The sequence below is a fragment of the Sphingobium aquiterrae genome (assembly GCF_037154135.1).
In the GTDB taxonomy this organism is placed as follows: Bacteria; Pseudomonadota; Alphaproteobacteria; order Sphingomonadales; family Sphingomonadaceae; genus Sphingobium; species Sphingobium aquiterrae.
On record NZ_JBANFL010000011.1, the window covers coordinates 14,544 to 33,984 of the forward strand.

15 protein-coding genes are annotated in these 19,441 nt (G+C 64.9%); 14 read left to right on the plus strand and 1 reads right to left on the minus strand.

The window, feature by feature from the left end; genetic code table 11:
- Positions 1-270: 270 nt before the first annotated feature.
- Positions 271-2,733 (minus strand): patatin-like protein, encoded by a 2,463-nt coding sequence (locus WFP78_RS12885; protein WP_336962832.1) that lies wholly within the window; start codon positions 2,731-2,733, stop codon positions 271-273.
- A gap of 62 nt (positions 2,734-2,795) precedes the next feature.
- On the opposite strand from WFP78_RS12885, the gene WFP78_RS12890 reads away from it, so the two are divergent.
- The 14 genes from WFP78_RS12890 to WFP78_RS12955 all read left to right on the plus strand — a co-directional run bounded on the left by WFP78_RS12890 (position 2,796) and on the right by WFP78_RS12955 (position 19,399).
- The gene (locus WFP78_RS12890; protein WP_336962835.1) at positions 2,796-3,161 is read left to right on the plus strand and encodes a VOC family protein; all 366 of its coding nucleotides are present in this window, start codon (positions 2,796-2,798) and stop codon (positions 3,159-3,161) included.
- A 117-nt stretch (positions 3,162-3,278) separates the two neighbouring features.
- On the plus strand, positions 3,279-3,812 hold the full coding sequence (locus WFP78_RS12895) for a Csu type fimbrial protein (protein ID WP_336962837.1): 534 nt from the start codon (positions 3,279-3,281) through the stop codon (positions 3,810-3,812).
- Between the two features lies 1 nt (position 3,813).
- The gene (locus tag WFP78_RS12900) at positions 3,814-4,383 is read left to right on the plus strand and encodes a Csu type fimbrial protein (protein ID WP_336962840.1); all 570 of its coding nucleotides are present in this window, start codon (positions 3,814-3,816) and stop codon (positions 4,381-4,383) included.
- Between the two features lie 9 nt (positions 4,384-4,392).
- Positions 4,393-5,208, plus strand: coding sequence for a fimbrial biogenesis chaperone (locus WFP78_RS12905; protein WP_336962843.1), 816 nt, complete (start codon positions 4,393-4,395; stop codon positions 5,206-5,208).
- A gap of 6 nt (positions 5,209-5,214) precedes the next feature.
- Positions 5,215-7,533, plus strand: a complete 2,319-nt coding sequence (locus WFP78_RS12910; protein ID WP_336962846.1) for a fimbria/pilus outer membrane usher protein — start codon at positions 5,215-5,217, stop codon at positions 7,531-7,533.
- Complete coding sequence (locus WFP78_RS12915; RefSeq protein ID WP_336962848.1) at positions 7,524-8,528, plus strand: Csu type fimbrial protein; 1,005 nt, start codon at positions 7,524-7,526, stop codon at positions 8,526-8,528. Before WFP78_RS12910 ends, WFP78_RS12915 begins: the two co-directional genes overlap by 10 nt.
- Positions 8,529-9,085: 557 nt before the next feature.
- Positions 9,086-9,175, plus strand: coding sequence for a K(+)-transporting ATPase subunit F (gene kdpF / locus WFP78_RS12920; protein ID WP_336962850.1), 90 nt, complete (start codon positions 9,086-9,088; stop codon positions 9,173-9,175).
- Between the two features lie 13 nt (positions 9,176-9,188).
- Positions 9,189-10,892: a potassium-transporting ATPase subunit KdpA gene (gene kdpA, locus WFP78_RS12925; protein WP_336962852.1), complete on the plus strand. Its 1,704-nt coding sequence runs from the start codon at positions 9,189-9,191 to the stop codon at positions 10,890-10,892.
- A gap of 26 nt (positions 10,893-10,918) precedes the next feature.
- A complete protein-coding gene (gene kdpB / locus WFP78_RS12930) occupies positions 10,919-12,955 on the plus strand; it encodes a potassium-transporting ATPase subunit KdpB (RefSeq protein WP_336962855.1) in 2,037 nt (678 codons plus the stop codon).
- 12 nt (positions 12,956-12,967) lie between these two features.
- A complete protein-coding gene (kdpC, locus tag WFP78_RS12935; protein WP_336962858.1) occupies positions 12,968-13,558 on the plus strand; it encodes a potassium-transporting ATPase subunit KdpC in 591 nt (196 codons plus the stop codon).
- Entirely contained in the window at positions 13,555-16,221 is a 2,667-nt protein-coding gene (locus tag WFP78_RS12940; RefSeq protein ID WP_336962862.1) for a sensor histidine kinase KdpD, read from the plus strand. Before kdpC ends, WFP78_RS12940 begins: the two co-directional genes overlap by 4 nt.
- Entirely contained in the window at positions 16,218-16,910 is a 693-nt protein-coding gene (locus WFP78_RS12945) for a response regulator transcription factor (RefSeq protein WP_336962864.1), read from the plus strand. Before WFP78_RS12940 ends, WFP78_RS12945 begins: the two co-directional genes overlap by 4 nt.
- Positions 16,911-17,082: 172 nt before the next feature.
- Positions 17,083-18,777 (plus strand): TIR domain-containing protein, encoded by a 1,695-nt coding sequence (locus WFP78_RS12950; RefSeq protein WP_336962867.1) that lies wholly within the window; start codon positions 17,083-17,085, stop codon positions 18,775-18,777.
- Positions 18,778-18,802: 25 nt separating this feature from the next.
- Positions 18,803-19,399 (plus strand): hypothetical protein, encoded by a 597-nt coding sequence (locus tag WFP78_RS12955; protein ID WP_336962870.1) that lies wholly within the window; start codon positions 18,803-18,805, stop codon positions 19,397-19,399.
- Positions 19,400-19,441: the final 42 nt, after the last annotated feature.

Sequence of the window (19,441 nt, forward strand, 5' to 3'; positions counted from 1 at the left end):
CCGGGGGGCTCGAAAAGAAATTCGAGATCGGAAGTCTCAGTAACCCATTGGTCTATGGCGTATTCAAGCTCTGCCGCATGCTTTCGACGTCTTCGAAACAACCGAAAGCGCAACGCCCGGATGCGACATGCAATTTGCATATCCATTGCAACATGATCCTGATTGCACGCCATCGTGTCGCGGCCCTGTGCCGCAGCAGGCCGTGCAATGCACAAATGGCGAAGACTTGATAGCATATTTCCCCGGAAAATGCAAAAGGCATCGCCGCTTTCACAGCCCTTCCACGATGGCGTCGACCGCCGCCAAAATGTCCGGAATGTGCGTAAGCCGGCCGCTTTCCTGATGCAGCATCGCCTGGAAGGCCCTCTTCTTGAGGGCGCGCAAATCCGGATGCACGTCAGCCAATTCGGATGCCGCCGTGCTGGTCACAATATCGAACAGCCGATCGATGGCGTGGATGCGCCCCCATAAATAATCGTTTTCGCGGGCACTGCGGCTCAGGAATCCGCCAAAGCCGATCATCGAGGCGCCGCGCAAGCGGCTGGCTTCCGTATCCGGGCAGATCGTCTTTGCGTCATTCGGACTGATGCGATCGACAAGCACTTCCTCAAAGGCACTTGTCTCAAGGCCAAGAGCGCTCATGGCCGGCAGCAGAATGACGTCCCAATAGGGAAAGCCCAGATAGCCGGTCAGGACGACCCGACGGCAATTTGGCCCCATTTCAGAGACAAGGGGCGAGGCCAGGATCGCGTCCAGCTCCTCATTCGCGCCCACCAGTCCGCATTCCTTGCCCACGGCCAGGACCAGTTCGGAGAGCGCCGCCTGGTTTTGCGCCACGAATATTTGGGGGCTCGGCATGGCATCGGAGGGCACGCCCTTAAACAGAACATCGATTAAATCTGCAAAACCCGCATGGGAAATCTCAATATCGTCATAACCGGAGATAGATTTAAGACAATGGCTGATCTCCCTCTTCAAATTATCCAATTGTTCTGGGGAAGTGCCGCAACCGTATAATATTTCCTTATCTTCATAAAGCCTATTAATATCCTGAAGAATGAATGTAATTCTTCTCCTTTTATATTTCGCCCCGAAATCCACGATGAATCTTCCAAATGCCGGAAGCTCGGCATCCTTGGCGACGCTCACCGGAATTTTGTAGTTTTCCGGGAACATGCCCTGCGTTCCGCACCATGCCTCGATGACTTTGTGAATCCAGTGCGCATGGCGCGACCGGTGTCGATAGCCGCATTTCCGCATGATGATTTCGCTCAGGACATCGGCGGATTCCAGGACCAGCGCCCTCATCCAGGCATTGTAGACAATGGCAGTCTGAGACAGGAGCGTATTCGATGTCAGCCGCCAGTGCCGGAGCTGCTCGATCGTGATCCTGCCGGTCAATTCCCCCGAGGTCGTCTCTTCGATCAGCGCTTCGACCTGCGGGCGGGAAATCTGCATGATGGCCTTCAGGCGGCTGACCTGATCGTTGAACCGGCTTGTCTCTTCGAGTTCCTCGTAGATCGGACTGTGCCGGGGCAGATCGCTCAATGCCCTGCGCAGGGTCGTGAAAAATCCCGGGACTTTGGTGATGGACGGGATATTCGGCCGATCCGGACGGGGGTCGATATAGACCAGCCGGCGATCGACCTCCCGATAGGCGCTGTGGGTGCGGATGGCCTCGATGGCGGCAAGGATCGGCTTGTTGTTGAGAATGCTGCCGTCGAGCAGGGTCGTGGCATCCCTTTGCATGCCGATATCCTGATAATAAGCGAAATTGCTGTTCAGGAAATTCTCGCGCTCCGGCCAGTCCATGCTCCGGCTCGCGATGATTCCGTCCATCTCCTTGATCTGCGCCGGCGGGAACGCCCCTGGATAGCTGGCTGAAGCACGCCCGGCAAAGGCGAGCGACGGGATATTGGCGGACTCGAAATCGGATTTATAGCGACCTGTTGCCGATCTTTCCGCGCAAAAACGCAGGAACTGGCGATGTTCGCGCTCGTAAATCTCCCCCGGATCATGAAGGAAGACCGTCTGCTGCGAGCCATAATAATCGGTCACGGCGATCAGCAGATCCAGCCTGACCTCCGGCGGCAGCAGCGTCGCGTCGGCGCTCCCGACGCTCTCCATCGCGGCCAGGCCATCCAGCAGCAGATTGGAAAAATAGGGGCCGTCGAACGGCGGCTTGAACCAGCGCGAGCGGAGGAAGGTGGAGATTCTCTCCCGGATCTCGGCATCGGGATTGCGAGGGAGCATGCCTTCATGGGAGAGATGCGTCATTAGCGGCCGCATGAACGGCCAGAAATACCATTTGCTCCACGGCCCGGCCCGTGCATCCGGGGCGATCAGCTGTTTCAGATCCGCCTTGGCGAACCATAATTCCGTGAGCGGCGACAGGCTGAGATCATGGGCGATGGCACGGGCAAGCGCGATGCCGTTGATCCCCCCGGCGGACGATCCGGTGATGACGTCGATGATGATCCGCAGGTCCAGCGATCTGCCGATCAGCTTGAGCAGGTCGACATAGATCGCCTCGGTGGACGTTGTCCGGCTGCCCTTCGCCGGATGGACCTCGGCATTGGCGTCGACAGGTCCTGCCGTGGAGGATCGCGCCTTGTGATAAGCCTTGGAAGCCCGGATCAGGTTCAGGATTTCGACATTGACACCATGCTGGTAGATGGCGAGCGACACGCCGCCATAAAAGACCAAGGCCAGGCGAAGCTCTTTTTCCTTCATCGTTCCATACCGGGCAGCTCGGCTGGCATTCCCGACCTGCCGATCGTCTTTATAGCATGAAAGTGACGGAAGATATTGTTCGATATCCGGTGCTGGAGCGCGAGCGGATCAGGAGGAAGCAGCCAATGGCTCGGCTTATCCGCATCGATCATCTTGCGGTACGGGTTGGCGATCTTGCCGGATCGAGGGCCTTTTACGACCGGCTGCCGGGGGTTATGGATTTCGAGCGGGAATGGGGGGAGTTCGGCGAGGTCGTCGGCTGGAACAATGGCGAAACCCTGTTCTGGATCACGCAGGCCGACGCCGAAAGCCGACGCCATAAGCACCGATCGACCGAGAGGTCCGGACCATCGCCTGTTACCGAACCCGTCGAACCGTCCGGCGGGCGCGTCCAGCCGCTTAAACGACTGAAAAAATTTCAGAATTAAAAGTTCATTTACTATTCATGTGGCATAAAAATCAAAAGAAATTCAAGAATACTGCCAAATAGTCAGAATAAATATGACAGGATTGACATATTTATGATCTTGAAAGGTGTGGATAGCATGAGCAGGCTGTTTAATATCACATCGTCCGTCATCGCCATAACAGGATGCGCCCTTGGCACGCCGGCCATTGCCCAAAATGTTTCTGGTACCGTAGATGCCACGATCACCCTGACTTCGGCTTGCGAAGTCAATGGCTCCACCGGCACAAGCAATGTCGATTTCGGCACGCTCGACTTCGGGACGCATTCAACCCTTTTTACTAGCGCGACGGCCCAGGTGAACGGCAATGGCAGCGGCGAGATCGCCGTCCAGTGCTCGCCGGGCGCGGACGCCACCCTGACGTTCACGGGCGGCCTCCACGATGCCGCGATCGGCGGCTCGGGGCGGGCGATGTCCGATGGCACGCTGTTCGTGCCTTATGACATCTACCGGGATTCCGCGTTCAACACTGTCCTGGCCAACGGCGCCAGCATCACGATCACGGCGGACGGCAGCATCCAGCACATTCCCGTCTATGGCAGGGCGCTGGGCATATCCGGCCTTGCCGCCGGAACCTATACCGACACGATCTCCGTCATGCTGGCATTCTGACATGCGACATCGCGGGAACAGCCTGCCCGGCGTACCGCGCCGGGATATGATGGCGCGCGCCCTGGGCATCGCCATGGCGAGCGTCGCCGCGCTGCCATCGGCGGCGGAGGCGGCGACATCGGCCTTGTTCCAGGCATCGGCCACCATCGTCTCGGGCTGCGAGATCAACCGCGCGCTTCCCGCCGGCGGCGCATCCCTGGGCGAGATCGGCACGCTCGATTTCGGGACGCATTCCGCCCTCGCCACCGGGCCGGCAACGGCGATGATGGCGCAGGATGCCAGCGTCGAACTGCGCTGCACCCCCGATGTCACGCTCACCATGACTACCGACGCGGGGCTGCATGGCGGCACGACGCGCAACCTGCAGGCATCGCACAGCAGCGACCGCCTGCCCTATCGCCTCTATCGCGACGCCGCCTTCAGCCAGGAAGTGCTGGCGAACCAGCCCATCGCGGTGAGTTTCAGCGCGGCCTCGCAGATCAGCCTGCCGCTCTACGGCCGGATGACCCTGCCCGGAAACATGCCGCCCGACACATATGGCGACACCATCGTCGTGACCCTGAACTGGTGAAGGAAGGCCATGAACAAGCATCTTCCCGGCGCGCCCTCCCCCCTCCTGCTTCTGGCGGGCGCCGCCCTGTGCCTGTGGGCACCGGGCACGGCCCATGCCGGCGCTTCGCTGCGCATCTGGCCGATAGACCCGGTGATCGAGGCGGATCGCTCGTCCGGCGCGCTGTGGCTGGAAAATCCCGGCGACGCGCCCGCCCTGATCCAGGTGAGGCTGTTCGGCTGGACACAGGCGCAGGGCGAGGACGTCTATGACGGCCAGCCCGCCGTCGTCGCCAGCCCACCGGTCGTCTCCATTCCGCCCAAGGCGCGTCAACTGGTGCGTCTGTCGAACATGCTGGGCGTGCGCCCGGCCGGCGAAAGCGCCTTCCGGATCGTCATCGACGAGATTCCCGTCGATCCGACCTCGCCCGGCGCAGCGGATGCGCGGAGCCCGGCAACGCCCCCGCGCGAGGCGCACGCCATCAAATTCCAGATGCGCTATTCGATCCCGCTGTTCGTCTATGGCGGACAGCCCAGGCGGAACGGCGGCGGCGGCGCGCCGGCCAGCGCGGCAGGCGCCACGCTGCGCTGCGCCCTGGTGGAGCGGGCCGGCAGGACATTCGTCCAGATCCGCAACAGCGGGCCTTCCCATGCCCGCCTGGTCGACGTGCATTTCGCACCTCCCGGCCGCGCGGCCCCGCTGGCGGAAGGATTGCTGGGCTATGTGCTGGCGGGCAGCAGCATGGCGTGGCCCCTGCCCGCCGGCGTGACCGGCCGCGAGCCGCTGTCCCTCTCCGGCCCCACGCGCGGGGCCCGCATCGTCCTTCCCGAATGTACCGACGGATAACGCGACATGGCGCGCCTGCGGCATTGTCTGGCGGCATTTGCCCTGGCTGGCGCGGCGGCTCCGTCGCCGGTGCTGGCCGGGCTGCCGCCGCCGCAGACGATGACGCAGCTGCCCGCCATGCAGCTGCAGCTTGAACTGGTCGTCAACGGCATGGCGACAGGGCGGACCATGTCGGTGCTGATGGAGCGGGGCAGATATCTGATCGCGGCGGAAGACCTGCGCTATGTCGGCTTCGACATCGACACGCTTCCCGCGGGGCAGGTCGACCTGGCCGGGGTGCCCGGCATCGCCCTCGCCTATGACGAACGCGCCCAGCGGCTGTTGCTGCAGGTGCCCGACGACTGGCTGCCGCAGCAGTCATTCAGCCAGAGCGGCGCGGTCGAACGGATAAGGCCGGAAAGCAGCACGGGCGCCCTGCTCAATTATGACGTCTATGTCGCCGACAGCGACGGCGACGCGACCTATGCGTCCGTCGCGAGCGAGATCAGGGTCTTCGGCAGTTTCGGCGTGGTCCGCAATACGGGCGTCTATCGCCTGTCGGGGCCGGGCGGACAGGACGGCTATGTCCGCCACGACACCAGCTGGACCTTTGTGGACGAGGAGAAGATCCGCACCTACGAGGTCGGCGATTTCGTGACCCGCACGCTGGCATGGAGCAATCCGGCCCGGCTTGCGGGCGTCCAGATTTCCCGCGATTTCGCGGTCAGGCCGGATATCGTGACCTATCCGCTGCCGATCTTTGCCGGCAAGGCATCGGTGCCGACGACGCTCGACCTGTTCATCAACGGCCATAAGACGGCGAGCCAGTCGCTCCAGCCCGGCCCCTTCATGCTGAGCGACGTGCCCTATGTGAACGGCGCCGGCGAAGCCGTGATGGTGACGACGGACGCGCAGGGGCGCCAGGTGAGCACATCCGTCCCCTTCTATGTCGCCAATACATTGCTGCGGCCGGGGCTGGCCGACTACACCCTTTCGGTGGGCATGGTGCGACGCGACTATGCGATCAGGAGCTTTTCCTATGGCGAGGCGGCGGCCAGCGGCGCGGTGCGCTATGGCCTGAGCGGTGCATTGACCCTTGAGGCGCAGGCGCAGGCGGCGCAATCGCTGAAGCTGGTCGGCGCGGGCGGCGTGTTGCGGCTGGGCAATCTGGGCGTCCTCAACGCATCGACGACATTCAGCCAGCATGAGGGGCAGGCCGGCAGCCAGCTGACATTCGGCTACCAATATAGCGACCGGCGCATCACCCTGATGGCAGGGCATACCCGCCGCAGCCGGGATTTCATGGATCTTTCGGGCTATGGCCTGTCCAATTTCCGGTTCGCCAAGGAACAGACGCAGGCGACAGCAAGCATCGTGCTTGGCGATACGCTGGGGACGCTGGCGGCAAGCTATGTCGAATCCGAGGATCGGGACGACCGCTTCCGGCTGTTCGGCCTTTCCTACTATAAATCCCTGTGGGGCCGCAGCAGCCTCTACCTGTCGGGCAATCACGAGCCCGGCCGCGGCCGGACGAGCGCGATGCTGCAACTGGTCGTGCCGCTCGGCCGGATGGGGACGGCCATTGCCGGCATCGACAGGACAGGCGACAGCGCCGTTCGCGAGCGCATGGCCTATAGCCGGTCGGTGCCCAGCGCAGGCGGGCTGGGATGGGGCATGACCGCCACGCGCAGCGACCGGGACGGCGCGCAATATCAGGCCGACCTGACATGGCGGGCACAGGCGTTGCAGGTGCAGGCGGGTCTGTATGGCGGAGGCGGCAGCCAGACCCGGTGGAGCGACGTCAGCGGATCGCTGGTGCTGATGGACGGCGGCATGTTCGCTGCCAATCGGATCAACGACGCCTTCGTGCTGGTCAGCACCGATGGCGTGGCCGGCATACCGATACGCTATGAAAATCAGGAGATCGGCAGGACGAACGGCGACGGGCAGCTGCTCATCCCCTGGGCGAGCGCCTATTACAGCGCCAAATATGAGATCGACCCGCTCGATCTTCCCTCGGACGTCTCCACGCCGGTCGTCGCCCAGCAGGTGGCGGTCAAGCTTGGCAGCGGCCGCATCGTCCGCTTCCCCGTCCGTCATCTGGCCGCCGCCACCCTGACCTTGGTCGACAGCCAGGGGCATTATCTGAAGGCCGGCACGCCGATCCTCACCGACGATGGCGCGACCATCTATGTCGGCTGGGACGGGCTCGCCTATCTGGAAGGGGTGAAGGCCGACAACCGGCTCACCGCCACATTATCGGACGGCACATCATGCACCGTCGCTTTCGCCCATGACATGGCGACGCAGGGCATCGCGAAGATCGGGGCCCTGACATGCCGGTGATCGGCACCTTCCCCAGGGCGAGAGTCTCCGCGCTGCTGGCCATGGCCCTGTTCGCCATGCTGGCGATATTCTCGCCCCCCGCCCATGCCGGATGCACGACCCAATCGGGCACCGTCAGCCTGGGCTCGGTCAACGCCTTCACGGTCGAATCCACCCCCCAGAATGCATCGGGATCGACCGGCTTTGCCTGCACCGGCAGCCTGCTGTCCATCATTTCGACAAACCAGATCCATGCGACCATCGCCAGCGTGACCAACAGCAACGGCACGCAGGCGCGATTATACAATGCGGCCAGCGGCGACTATATCCCCTATGTCATCTGCAAGGACGCCGGTTGCAGCGCGACCTATGCCGTCGGCAGCCAGATCGACTGGAGCAGCACCACCTTCCTGGGCATCCTGTCGCTGTTCAATGCCAGCGACGGCACATTGCCCATCTATATAAGAACGGCGCCGGGCGCGCGGGTTGCCGCCGGCACCTATAGCAGCGCGATCAGCCTGAACTGGAGCTGGCATCTGTGCGCGCTGGGCGCGCTCGGGCTTTGCGTCTACGATGACGGCACCACCACCAGCATCGTCAATGTGACGATGATCGTGACGAACGATTGCGCCATCACCGCGCCCACGCTGAACTTCGGCAGCGCCGCATTTGTGGGCAGCTTCGACCCCGTCACGCAATCCATCGCCATCCGCTGCACGAAGGACGCCGCCTATTCCGTGGGCATCGACAACGGCACGCATTTCTCCGCCACGCGGCGGTTGGGATATAATGGCAATTATATCCCCTATGAAATCTACTATCCGGCATCGTCCACAACGCGTTGGGGCAATATCGGCGCAGAACGACGCAGCAGCGCCCTGGCGACGACCAATGCAGGCGTCTATACCGGGGCGGTCGACCAGATATACACCTATAAGGCGGCCATCCTGCCGGGGGGATCTTCGCTGCCCGCCGGAACCTATACGGACACGCTCATCATCGACGTGCAATTCTAGGACGAATCGACATTCAACTCTCTTGAATAATTGAGCTATGTTTATTCCAATTTGTCATGCCGAACGTGTTTCAGCATCCATTCCTCCACATGCGCGATGGCTTCAGGAGGCGCGATGGATTCTGAAACACGTTCAGGATGACGATGGTCCTCCTGGCTGTAGCCAACCTGCCCTCTTCTGAATGTCGATCCGCCCTAGGCAAGGGCGACGGCACCGCTTTCGGGATGTGCCGAGCCGATAGCATGCATTGTCATCCCGGCGGCCCCGTCGGGCCCGTCCGCTGGCGAAATGTCGCATTCCATATGCAAAACATATGCGACCTCCCGGCGCTGTGTCTCGTTTTCAAATGCGTCCAGCGCCTAATCGGCTCCCACATTCCATCGGCATGTGGAGGCCATGATGCACATTTTCGTCACAACCCGGTCCGCGCCTGAAAAGGGGCGCTGACATGCAGGATATTCTCTGGATCGGCCTTTCGCTCGGCATCGTGGCCGCGACGCTGGCCTATCTCCGCCTCGCCGACAGCGCCTGAGCGAATTTACCATGGGGAATTTGCCATGAACATCGATCTCACCCTGGCCGCGCTGACCGCGGCCGGATTGCTCGTCTATCTGGTCGCGGCGCTGCTGCGGCCCGAACGCTTCTGATCGGAGGAGCATCATGACCTTTCAGGGATGGACACTCATCATCCTCTTCGTCGCGATCCTGCTAGCCCTCACCCGGCCGATGGGATTGTGGCTCCACGCCCTTTACGAAGGGCGGCGCACCCCGCTCCATGCCGTGCTCGGCCCGGTCGAGCGCGGCTTCTACCGCCTGTCGGGCATCGACCCGAACGAGGAGCAGGGCTGGCGGCGCTATGCCGCGCACATGCTGTTGTTCAACGCGGCGCTGATGCTGCTGACTTATGCGGTGCTGCGGCTGCAGGGCTTATTGCCGCTCAATCCGCTGGGCTATCCCGGCCTGTCGCCGCATCTGGCGTTCAACACCGCCATCAGCTTCACCACCAACACCAACTGGCAGAGCTATAGCGGCGAAAGCACGATGTCGAACCTCAGCCAGATGCTGGGGCTCACCATCCATAATTTCCTGAGCGCCGCGACCGGCATCGCGCTGGCCTTCGCGCTGTTCCGCGGCTTTGCCCGGCGCAGCAGCGCGACGATCGGTAATTTCTGGGCCGATGCGACGCGGGTGACGCTGTACCTGCTGCTGCCGCTGTGCGTCGTCTACACCCTGTTCCTGATCGCGAGCGGCGTGCCGCAGACGCTGGCCGGTTCCATCGACGCCACCACGCTGGAGGGCGCAAAGCAAACGCTGGCGCTCGGCCCGGTGGCGAGCCAGGAAGCGATCAAGATGCTGGGCACCAATGGCGGCGGCTTCTTCAACGCCAACAGCGCCCATCCGTTCGAGAACCCGACCGCGCTGGTCAACCTCGTCCAGATGCTGTCGATCTTCGTCATCGGCTTCGGCCTGACATGGTGCTTCGGCAAGGCGGTGGGCAACACACGGCAGGGCTGGGCGATCCTGTCGGCCATGCTGGTGCTGTTCATCGCCGGCGTCACCGTCACCTATTGGCAGGAAGCGGCCGGCACGCCGCTGATGCACCATCTGGGCGCGGCCGGCGGCAATATGGAGGGCAAGGAAATCCGCTTCGGCATCGCCGCCTCCGCGCTCTTCTCGGTCATCACCACGGCGGCGTCCTGCGGCGCGGTCAACGCCATGCATGACAGCTTCACCGCGCTGGGCGGCATGATCCCGCTGTTCAACATCCAGCTGGGCGAAGTCGTCGTTGGCGGCGTGGGCGCGGGCATCTACGGCTTCCTGCTGTTCGCCATCCTCGCGGTGTTCATCGCCGGGCTGATGGTGGGCCGCACGCCCGAATATGTCGGCAAGAAGATAGAAGGCCGGGAAGTGAAGCTGGCGGTGCTGGCCATCGCCGTCCTGCCGCTCATCATCCTTGGCTTCACCGCGCTGTCCAGCGTGCTGCCCGCCGGCCTTGCCGGGCCGCTCAACAAGGGGCCGCACGGCTTTTCGGAGATCCTCTATGCCTTCACCTCGGCGGTGGGCAACAACGGGTCGGCCTTTGCGGGGCTCAGCGCCAACACGCCTTATTATAACGGCATGCTGGGGCTCGCCATGTGGATCGGCCGCTTCTTCGTGATCGTGCCGATGCTGGCCATCGCCGGCAGCCTGGCGGCCAAGAAATATACGCCCGAAAGCGCCGGCTCCTTCCCCACCACCGGCCCGCTATGGGTTGGCCTGCTGATCGGGATCATCCTGGTGATGGGCGGCCTCACCTTCCTGCCCAGCCTCGCGCTCGGCCCAATCGCCGATCATCTCGCGATGATCCGCGGCCAACTCTTCTGATGCCAACTCTTCCGACGAGGGCCATCATGGCACACACCGCATCCAAATCATTGTTCACCGCAGACCTGATCCTGCCCGCCTGCCGCGACGCGGTGCGCAAGCTCGATCCGCGCCAGCTTATCCGCAATCCGGTGATGTTCGTCACCGCCTGCGTCGCGATGCTGCTCACGATCCTGCTGGTCGTCGGCCATGACAGCCTGTCGACCGGGTTCAAGCTGCAGCTGGTCATCTGGCTCTGGCTGACCGTGCTGTTCGGCACCTTTGCCGAGGCGCTGGCCGAAGGGCGCGGCAAGGCGCAGGCCGCCTCGCTGCGCGACACCAAGGCGGACCTGAAGGCCAAGCGCCTGCTGGGCGTGGGCGACACCTATGAGATCGTGCCCGCCACCCGGCTGGAGAAGGGCGAGGTTTTCCTGGTGGAAACCGGCGACCTCATCCCGTCCGACGGCGAGGTGATCGAAGGCGTCGCCTCGGTCAACGAAGCGGCGATCACCGGCGAATCCGCCCCCGTCATCCGCGAGGCCGGCGGCGACCGGTCGGCGGTGACGGCGGGCACCCGCGTCATCTCCGACGCGATCAAGGTGCGCGTGACGGTGGAGCCCGGCCAGGGCTTCCTCGACCGGATGATCGCGCTGGTCGAGGGCGCCGAGCGGCAGAAGACCCCGAACGAGATCGCGCTGACGATCCTGCTCGTCGGCCTGACCATCATCTTCCTGATCGCGGTCGGCACCATTCCGGGCTTTGCCGCCTATGCCGGCGGCTCCGTGCCGGTGGCGATCCTGGCCGCGCTGCTCATCACCCTCATCCCCACGACCATCGCCGCGCTGCTCTCCGCCATCGGCATTGCCGGCATGGACCGGCTGGTGCGGTTCAACGTGCTGGCAAAATCCGGCCGCGCGGTCGAGGCGGCGGGCGACATCGACACGCTGCTGCTGGACAAGACCGGCACCATCACCATCGGCGACCGTCAGGCGAGCGAATTCCGCGCGGTCGGCGGTGCCTCGCCCCAGGAACTGGCGCATGCCGCCCTGCTCGCCAGCCTGGCCGACGAGACGCCCGAAGGCCGTTCCATCGTCGTCCTCGCCCGCGAGCAATTCGGCGCGGAGACAAAGGCGCTGCCGCACGATGCGGAAGTGATCCCCTTCACCGCCCAGACCCGCATCTCGGGCGTCAGCATCGACGGCGTCACGATCATCAAGGGCGCGGTGGACTCCGTGCTCAAAGCCTATCCCGCGCTGGTCGACACCCCGGCCGCGAACGAACTGCGCCGCGTGACCGACGAGATCGCGCGGGGTGGCGCCACCCCGCTCGCCGTGGCCCGCGACGGCCGGCTGATGGGGGCGATCGCCCTGAAGGACGTGGTGAAGGCGGGCATTCGCGAACGCTTTGGCGAACTGCGCCGCATGGGCATCCGCACGGTGATGATCACCGGCGACAATCCGCTGACCGCCGCCGCCATCGCCGCCGAGGCCGGGGTGGACGATTTCCTGGCGCAGGCGACGCCGGAGGACAAGCTGGCCCTGATCCGTCAGGAGCAACGGGGCGGACGGCTGGTCGCGATGTGCGGCGATGGCACCAACGACGCCCCCGCCCTGGCGCAGGCCGATGTCGGCGTCGCCATGAACACCGGCACGCAGGCGGCACGCGAAGCGGGCAACATGGTCGATCTGGACAGCGACCCGACCAAGCTGATCGAGGTCGTGGGGCTGGGCAAGCAGTTGCTGATGACGCGCGGCGCGCTCACCACCTTTTCCGTCGCCAATGATGTCGCCAAATATTTCGCGATCATCCCGGCCATGTTCGTCGCGCTCTATCCGGGCCTTGGCGTGCTCAACCTGATGGGCCTCGCGACACCGGAAAGCGCGATCCTTTCGGCGATCATGTTCAATGCGATCATCATTCCGCTGCTCGTGCCGCTGGCGCTCAGGGGCGTCACCTACCGGCCGGTGGGCGCCGGCGCGCTGCTGCGCCGCAACCTCGCCATCTATGGCCTTGGCGGGCTGATCGCGCCGTTCATCGGCATCAAGCTGATCGACATGGCCATCGGCGCCGTCGGTCTCGTCTGAAGGAAGCGTTTCATGTTCAAGGATATTGCCTCCGCCCTGCGCCCCGCGCTCATGATGACCATGTTGTTCGCGCTGCTGCTGGGCCTTGCCTACCCCCTCGCGCTGACCGGCATCGGCCAGCTCGTCTTCCCCGCGCAGGCCAATGGCAGCCTTGTCCGGCAGGATGGCCGCATCGTCGGCTCCAGCCTGATCGGGCAGGGTTTCGCCAGCGACCGCTATTTCCATGGCCGCCCGTCCGCCGCCGGCAAGGGCTATGACGCGATGGCCTCCTCGGGCTCCAACCTCGGCCCGGCATCCCAGGCGCTGTCCGATCGGGTGACGGTCGACAGCGCCGCACTCCGTCTCTCTTCACCAGGTCTCCCCGTTCCACCGGACCTCGTGACCACTTCCGCCTCGGGGCTAGACCCCCATATCAGCCCCGAGGCGGCCTTTTTCCAGGTAGAGAGAGTGGCGCATGCGCGCGGCATCCCGGCGGCACGGCTGCGCGGACTGGTGGAACAGGGCACCGAACGGCCGATGCTGGGCTTCCTTGGCGAACCGCGCGTCAACGTGCTCGCGCTCAATCGACAGCTGGATTCATTGGGTGCAGATAGGAGGCCATGAACGCGCCCTCCGATCGCCCCCAGCCGGAAGCCTTCCTGCGCGCCGCCGCGCAGGAAGGCCGTGGCCGTCTCAAGGTCTTCCTTGGCGCCGCGCCCGGTGTCGGCAAGACCTATGAGATGCTGAGCGAGGGCATGGCGCGGCTGCGGGCGGGCGTCGACGTCGTCATCGCTGTGGTCGAGACGCATGGCCGGGCGGAGACCGAAAGCCTGACGCAAGGCCATGAGATCATCCCCCGCCGCGCGATCGACTATCAGGGCCGCGTGCTGGAGGAGATGGACATCGACGCCATCCTCGCCCGCCACCCCGCGCTCGCGCTGGTCGACGAACTCGCCCATACGAACGCACCCGGCAGCCGCCACCCCAAGCGCTGGCAGGATGTGCAGGAGTTGCTGGCCGCCGGGATCGACGTGTTCTCCACCGTCAATATCCAGCATCTGGAAAGCCTGAACGACGTCGTCGCCTCCTTCACCCGCGTCCGCGTGCGCGAAACCGTGCCGGACAAGGTGCTGGAGGAGGCGGAAATCGAGGTTGTCGACATTCCGCCCGACGAACTGATCGAGCGGCTGAAGGAGGGCAAGGTCTATGTCCCCCATGAGGCGACGCGGGCGCTGGGCCATTTCTTCGCCAAGTCCAACCTCTCCGCCCTGCGCGAACTGGCGCTGCGCCGCGCCGCGCAGGCGGTGGACAGCCAGATGCTCGACTATCTGCGCCAGCATGCGCTTGCTGGCACCTGGGCGGGCGGCGAGCGCGTGCTGGTCGCGGTCAGCGAGCATCCCGGCTGCGAAGCGCTGGTCCGCGCGGCCAAGCGCATCGCCGACGCCCTGCGCGCGCCATGGACGGTGCTGCATGTCGAAACCGCCCGCGACGCGGACTTCGGCGATGACGAGCGGCGGCAACTGGCCAAGATATTGAACCTTGCCAGCCAGCTGGGCGGCGCCGTCATGTCCCTGCCCGCGCAAACCGTGCTGGCGGGCATAAAAACCTGCGCGGCAGACATGCGCGCCACCCAGATCCTCGTCGGCAAATCCAGCCGCTCGCGCTGGTTCGAGCTGCGCCATGGCTCCGTGGTCGACCGGCTGGTGCGCGAAACGCCGGGCGTTGCCGTGCATGTCTTCCCCATGGATGCGGAGGGCGTGCCCAGGGGCCGCCGGTCGGCCCCGCGCGACTGGGGACAGGCCAGCCACTATGCCTGGACGCTGGCGATGGTCGCGGCCGTCACCGGCATCGCCTCGACGCTGTTCCACATCCTCAACCTGGGCAATGTCGCCCTGCTCTATCTGCTGCCGGTCATGGTCGCGGCCAGCACCTTCAGCCTGCGCGCAGGGCTGTTCGCCGGCATCGCCTCCAGCCTTGCCTATAATTTCTTCTTCCTGCCGCCCACCGGCACGCTGACCGTCAACAATCCGGAAAATGTCGTCACCATCGTCGTGCTGCTGGGCGTCGCCTTTGCCACCAGCCAGCTTGCCGCGCGGGTGCGCGGCCAGGCGGACCTTGCGGCATCCAGCGCGCGCCAGAACGCCGCGCAGGCGGGGTTCCTGCGCCAGCTCAACGCGGCGGGCACCGACGAGGAAGTGATGCAGACCATCTGCGCCGAGATCGCGCGCCTGCTGGACGTGCGCACCGTGCTCATCACCCCCTCCGCCCATGGCCCCGAACTGCGCGCCGCCATGCCGCCGGAGGACCGGCTGGACGCATTGGCCCGCGCGGCGGTCGACTGGACGCTGGAACGCGGCCAGTCCGCCGGGCGCGGCTCCGACACGCTGACCGCGTCCGACTGGCTGTTCCATCCGCTCGCAACGCCTGCACGCACGCTGGGCGCGCTGGGCGTCGCGCGGGACGATGGGCGCGATCCGCTGCGGTCGGACCAGTTGCCCCTGTTCATGAGCCTGCTGGATCAGGCGACGCTGGTGCTGGAGCGCATGCGGCTGGAGGACGAGATGCGCGATGTCGCGCAACTCAAGGAACGCGACCGGCTGCGCGCCGCCCTGCTCTCCTCCGTCAGCCACGATCTGCGCACGCCGATCACCGCCATCTCCACCGCCGCCTCCCAGCTTTCGGGCGAAGGCGACATGGCGCTGGCGGGCACGATCCAGACGGAGGTCGCGCGGCTCAACCGCTTCGTCGCCAACCTGCTCGACATGGCGCGGGTGGAGGCCGGGGCGCTGACGCTCGCCGTCGAGCCGACCGACCTTACCGACGCGATCGCCAGCGCCGTGCATGACACCCGCGCCACGCTGGAAGGGCATGCCATCGATCTGGACGTGTCGCCGGGGCTGCCGCTGGTCCGCGTCGACCCGCGCCTGCTCCACCACATCCTCATCAACCTGCTCGACAATGCCGGGCGCTATGCCGATCCCGGCACGGCGATCGCCATCGCCGCCAGCCGCCAGCCCGGCGCGCTGATCCTCTCGGTCATCGACCATGGGCCGGGGCTGCCGCCGGGCAGCGAAAGCCGCATCTTCGACAGTTTCAAGCGCATCGAGGGATCGGACCGCACAAAGGGCGGCACCGGCCTGGGCCTTGCCATCGTCAAGGGCTTTGCCGATGCGATGGGCATCGGGGTAGAGGCCCGATCCCGGCTGGATGACAGCGGCGCCGTCTTTTCCCTGCGCTTCCCCGAAACGCTGCTGGTCCGGCAGATGGAAGCGGGAACCCTGACATGACCAGAAGCGCCACCATCCTGATCGTCGAGGACGACCAGCATATCCGCCGCCTGCTGCAGGGCGCGCTCAGCCGCGCCGGCTATCATATAATCGAGGCCGCGACGGCGCGCGATGCCGTCGCCAGCCTCAAGGCCGATCCCCAGCTCATCCTGCTCGATCTTGGCCTGCCCGATCGCGAGGGGATGGAATTGCTGCCGGTCATCGCCAGGCAATCGAAGGCGCCTGTCCTCATCGTCTCGGCCCGTGAGGCGACGGAAGAGAAAGTCACCGCGCTGGACCTGGGCGCGGTGGATTTCGTCACCAAGCCGTTCGACACGGACGAACTGCTGGCCCGCATCCGCGCGGCGCTGCGGACGGTCCTCGCGGCCGATGGCGGGCGATCCAGCGTCACCATTGGCGCCATCCAGATCGACCTGCTCAACCACCGCGTCACCCGCGACGCAGAGGAAGTGCATCTGACGCCCAAGGAATTCGCGGTGCTCGCCGAGTTGGCGCGCTTCCCTGGCCGGGCCATCACCCACCGCCAGCTGCTCTCCGCCGTCTGGGCCAACGACTATGACCAGCATATCGAATATCTGCGCGTCGTGGTGCGCAACATGCGGCAGAAGCTGGAGCCCGATCCGGCGCGGCCGTCGATCATCGTCAATGAACTGGGCGTGGGATATCGCCTGATGGGCAGCGACGGATAGCGGGCGGAAACCGCCTTCCCCCCGATGCCGCCGGGGCGCTGCCGGGCCGGCGGCACGGCTTCGCCCTCACCCTGTCGCCGACGGGCCGAACGCGCGCCGGTTGCGGAAATATTTCCCCGCGCGCACGCCACGATGATAAAGGACGATGGGTACGCATGGGGGTAGGTTTGGCGTGGCAGCAGACGAACAGGCATTGGCGGCCACATATGCCGCCTTCCTCAGTTACAATCACAAGGACGCCGGAGAAGCCCGCCGGCTTCACCGGAGGCTGGAGGCCTACAGGCTGCCAAGGGGCCTGACCCATGGCGACCCTTCCCGAAAACTGGGGCCGATATTCCGCGATCAGGACGAGCTTCCCGCCGCGGCCGACCTTTCCGAGGCCGTAAAGGCGGCCATCGCCAAATCGCAGGCGCTGGTCGTGCTGTGCTCGCCGCACGCCGCCGCCTCTTCCTGGGTCGACCAGGAAATCCGCCTGTTCCGCGCAATCCATCCCGATCGCCCGGTGCTGGCCGCGCTGGTCGCCGGAGAGCCCGAGGACGCCTTCCCCGCCGCCCTGAGGGAGGGGTATGAGCCGCTGGCCGCGGACCTGCGGCCCGATGGCGGCAGCTATCGCCATGGCATGCTGAAACTGGTCGCCGGCCTTGCCGGGGTCGGCCTCGACCAGCTGGTGCAGCGGGACGCGCAGCGGCGGATAAGACGCGTGACGGCGATCACGGTGGTCTCCCTGATTGTCATGCTATGCCTGCTGATGCTGTCCGTTTTCGCCTGGCAGGCACGGCGGGAAGCCGAGAAGCAACGCGCCGAGGCAGAGGGACTGGTCGAATTCATGCTCACCGATTTGCGGCAGCGACTGCGCAGCGTCGGAAGGCTCGACGCGCTGGCCGCGGCGAATGAGCAGGCGATGAACTATTACCGCGCGCAGGGCGATCTGGAGCGGCTGCCCAGCGCCAGTCTGGAGCGGCGCGCGCGCATCCTGCATGCGATGGGGGAGGATGACATCGCCAAGGGCAATCTGGCCGGCGCACTGGGCAAGTTCAACGAAGCGCATCGGACGACCGCGGCCATGCTGGAGAACGCCCCGCACGATCCGGAACGCATCTTCGTGCATGCACAGAGCGAATTCTGGGTCGGTTATGTCGATCAGCTCGAAAAGCGCCCGGATGAGGCGCTCAGCCACTACAGCGCCTATCTGGACCAGGCGCAGCAATTGCTGAAGCAGGAGCCGAACCGGCCGCGCAGCTTTGTCGAGCTGGGATATGCGCTCAGCAACATCGGCGCGGTGAAGCGCAAGTTCCTGGCGGACTATGCCGGCGCGCTCGCGGACTATGAACGCTCGCTCGCCTGGTTCCAGCGGGCCCAGGCCGCCGACCCGAAAGCGCTGGACGTGCGCATGGAGGTTGCGGAACGCCACGCACGGATTTCCGATGTGCAGTTCGACCTCAAACATTATCCCGCCGCACGCGCCCACCGGCTGGAACAGCTCAGGCTGCTAGCGCCGCTGCGGCAGGAAGATCCCCAGAATGGCGACCTGGCCTATGACACCCTGGTCGCCACCCGGGCCCTGGCCCGGATCGCCTTTGAAATCCGGGATTTCACGACCGCCGCCGGCCTGCTGAAGGACGCGGAGGTGGAGGCAGCGCGGCTGCAGAGCCGGGATCGCGACAACCAGCGCTGGTTCGAACAATATCTGCGCGTCGTCGTGGATGCCGCGGAAGTGGCGGCTGGGCAGAAGAACGAGGCCGAAGTCGTCCGGCTGTCCGGCCTCGCCCGCGGCCTGCTGCGCGAAGACGCCTCGCATCCGGCGGCGGAACCTGCATTCCAGGCGGAAACCATGCGCCGCCTGAAAGCGCTCGACCAACCAGACTGAAACGCTTTTTTTCAAGGAGTAACTTATGACTTTTGGAGACAGCATAAGAACTGCCGGGCCGGAGCGGCCCATAAAGCATGTGACCCTGCTTTACATCGGCGTGACGGATGGCCTGTGGACGGTCAATCGCTGGTTCGCGCCGATCGGCAAGGAGGGGCTTGAGGCGACCGAGGCCAGGTTGCTCAAGCTGGCGCAGTCGGACGATCCCGAGCGCCATCCCGAATTCCAGGGCTTTGGTTTCGAGGATATCCGGTTCGCCCGGCTGGTCTCCTATTTCACCATCGTGCTGAACGCCAAGGGGTACAGCTTCCACGACGGGGCGGACACCGATCCGATCTGGTTCCTGGAGAAGAAGGAAAATTCATCCCTGCCGCCGCCGCCGGCGCCGGTTGCCCCCAACAAGAGCTTCTGCGATCTGGAAAGCGTTGTCGTCGGCGGCCTGCCGGCGCTGCGGTGCCGGAACTATCTGCGCAACGGCTATGATGGCGCGCCGCTGAAGGAAGGCGAAACCCAGGGCTTCATCTTCAACATCTACATTCGCGCCGACTATGCGCAGGGCAGCAAGACGGGGGTCGTGCTGGTGATCGACCCCGACGGCACGAATTCCGGGCCGGACGGCTGAAGCCCGGTCATGTCACTGCACGGGCCGGCGCGTTTGCGCATT

Excerpts from the sequence above, each read along its gene's own strand:
- WFP78_RS12885 (WP_336962832.1), bottom strand. The coding sequence starts at position 2,733 with ATGAAGGAAAAAGAGCTTCGCCTGGCCTTGGTCTTTTATGGCGGCGTG.
- WFP78_RS12895 (WP_336962837.1), top strand. The coding sequence starts at position 3,279 with ATGAGCAGGCTGTTTAATATCACATCGTCCGTCATCGCCATAACAGGA.
- WFP78_RS12900 (WP_336962840.1), top strand. The coding sequence starts at position 3,814 with ATGCGACATCGCGGGAACAGCCTGCCCGGCGTACCGCGCCGGGATATG.
- WFP78_RS12905 (WP_336962843.1), top strand. The coding sequence starts at position 4,393 with ATGAACAAGCATCTTCCCGGCGCGCCCTCCCCCCTCCTGCTTCTGGCG.
- WFP78_RS12910 (WP_336962846.1), top strand. The coding sequence starts at position 5,215 with ATGGCGCGCCTGCGGCATTGTCTGGCGGCATTTGCCCTGGCTGGCGCG.
- WFP78_RS12915 (WP_336962848.1), top strand. The coding sequence starts at position 7,524 with ATGCCGGTGATCGGCACCTTCCCCAGGGCGAGAGTCTCCGCGCTGCTG.
- kdpF (WP_336962850.1), top strand. The coding sequence starts at position 9,086 with ATGAACATCGATCTCACCCTGGCCGCGCTGACCGCGGCCGGATTGCTC.
- kdpA (WP_336962852.1), top strand. The coding sequence starts at position 9,189 with ATGACCTTTCAGGGATGGACACTCATCATCCTCTTCGTCGCGATCCTG.
- kdpB (WP_336962855.1), top strand. The coding sequence starts at position 10,919 with ATGGCACACACCGCATCCAAATCATTGTTCACCGCAGACCTGATCCTG.
- kdpC (WP_336962858.1), top strand. The coding sequence starts at position 12,968 with ATGTTCAAGGATATTGCCTCCGCCCTGCGCCCCGCGCTCATGATGACC.
- WFP78_RS12940 (WP_336962862.1), top strand. The coding sequence starts at position 13,555 with ATGAACGCGCCCTCCGATCGCCCCCAGCCGGAAGCCTTCCTGCGCGCC.
- WFP78_RS12945 (WP_336962864.1), top strand. The coding sequence starts at position 16,218 with ATGACCAGAAGCGCCACCATCCTGATCGTCGAGGACGACCAGCATATC.
- WFP78_RS12955 (WP_336962870.1), top strand. The coding sequence starts at position 18,803 with ATGACTTTTGGAGACAGCATAAGAACTGCCGGGCCGGAGCGGCCCATA.